Raw genomic sequence first — 1695 nt, 5'->3', positions numbered from 1 at the left:
CATCAAGCTTCCGATCTATCTGGATTACTCGGCGACGACGCCGGCGGACCCGCGCGTGGCGGAGAAGCTGTGTGCGTACCTGACGCCGGACGGTCTGTTCGGCAACCCGGCCTCGCGCAGCCACCCGTTCGGCTGGCAGGCGGAAGAGGCGGTGGAGACGGCGCGCGCGCAGGTCGCGGCGCTGGTGAACGCCGACCCCAAGGAGATCGTCTGGACCTCCGGGGCGACCGAATCCGACAACCTGGCGATCAAGGGCGCGGCGCACTTCTACCAGAAGAAGGGCCGGCACCTGGTCACCATGAAGACCGAGCACAAGGCGGTGCTGGACACCTGCCGGCAGCTCGAGCGTGAAGGCTTCGAGGTCACCTATCTCGATCCCCGTGAGGACGGTCTGCTGGACCTGGAGGCCTTCCAGGCCGCGCTGCGCGACGACACCACGGTGGTGTCGATCATGCACGTGAACAACGAGATCGGCGTGATCCAGGACATCGCCGCCATCGGCGAGATCTGCCGCGAGCGCGGCATCATCTTCCACGTCGACGCCGCGCAGTCGGCGGGCAAGGTGCCGATCGACCTGGAGGCGATGAAAGTGGATCTGATGAGCTTCTCCGCGCACAAGATCTACGGTCCCAAGGGGATCGGTGCGCTGTACGTGCGGCGCAAGCCGCGGGTGCGGCTGGAGGCACAGCAGCACGGTGGCGGCCACGAGCGCGGCATGCGCTCGGGCACCCTGCCCACGCACCAGATCGTGGGCATGGGCGAGGCGTTCCGCATCGCCAAAGAGGAGATGGCCACCGAGAACGAACGCATCCGCATGCTGCGCGACCGCCTGTGGGCGGGTCTCAACGACATGGAGGAGGTGTACCTCAACGGCGACCTGGAGCAGCGGGTGGTGCACAACCTGAACGTGAGCTTCAACTTCGTCGAGGGCGAGAGCCTGATCATGTCGCTGCGCGACATCGCGGTGAGCTCGGGCTCGGCCTGCACCTCGGCCTCCCTGGAGCCGAGCTACGTGCTGCGTGCGCTGGGGCGCGACGACGAACTGGCGCACAGCTCGATCCGTTTCTCCATCGGGCGCTTCACCACGGCCGAGGAGATCGACTACACCATCGAGCTGGTGAAGAAGGCGGTGACCAAGCTGCGTGAACTGTCGCCGCTGTGGGAGATGTACCAGGAAGGCATCGACCTGAAGAGCGTGCAGTGGGTCGCCCACTAGGCAAGTGATTCCAGACCCGCGGGCCAGTGCCGGCGGGTGGCAAGCAAACGCGGCGCACGGCCGGCAAGTGGCCCGCGCCAGATTGAACGTTGAAGAGGAGGCAGTGACATGGCCTACAGCGACAAGGTAATCGACCACTACGAAAACCCGCGCAACGTTGGTTCGCTGGACAAGAGCGACGCCAGCGTGGGCACCGGCATGGTGGGTGCGCCGGCCTGCGGCGACGTGATGAAGCTGCAGATCAAGGTGAACGCATCCGGCGTGATCGAAGACGCCAAGTTCAAGACCTACGGCTGCGGCTCGGCGATTGCGTCCTCGAGCCTGCTGACCGAGTGGGTGAAGGGCAAGACGCTGGACGAGGCGGCGCAGATCAAGAACACGCAGATCGCCGAGGAGCTGGAGCTGCCGCCGGTGAAGATCCACTGTTCGGTGCTGGCCGAGGATGCCATCAAGGCCGCCATCAACGACTTCAAGAGCAA

General features: G+C 65.5%; 2 protein-coding genes. Both read left to right on the top strand.

Annotated features, from left to right (window positions below):
• Window position 1 precedes the first annotated feature (1 nt).
• Window positions 2-1216, top strand: coding sequence for an IscS subfamily cysteine desulfurase (locus tag HUJ28_02485; GenBank protein ID MBD3618326.1), 1215 nt, complete (start codon window positions 2-4; stop codon window positions 1214-1216).
• Between the two features lie 108 nt (window positions 1217-1324).
• On the top strand, window positions 1325-1695 hold a 371-nt coding region (gene iscU, locus HUJ28_02480; GenBank protein ID MBD3618325.1), incomplete at its 3' end, for a Fe-S cluster assembly scaffold IscU.

The organism is Chromatiales bacterium (assembly GCA_014762505.1).
GTDB lineage: Bacteria > Pseudomonadota > Gammaproteobacteria > SpSt-1174 > SpSt-1174 > SpSt-1174.
This window is presented reverse-complemented; position numbering and strand designations above follow the sequence as displayed.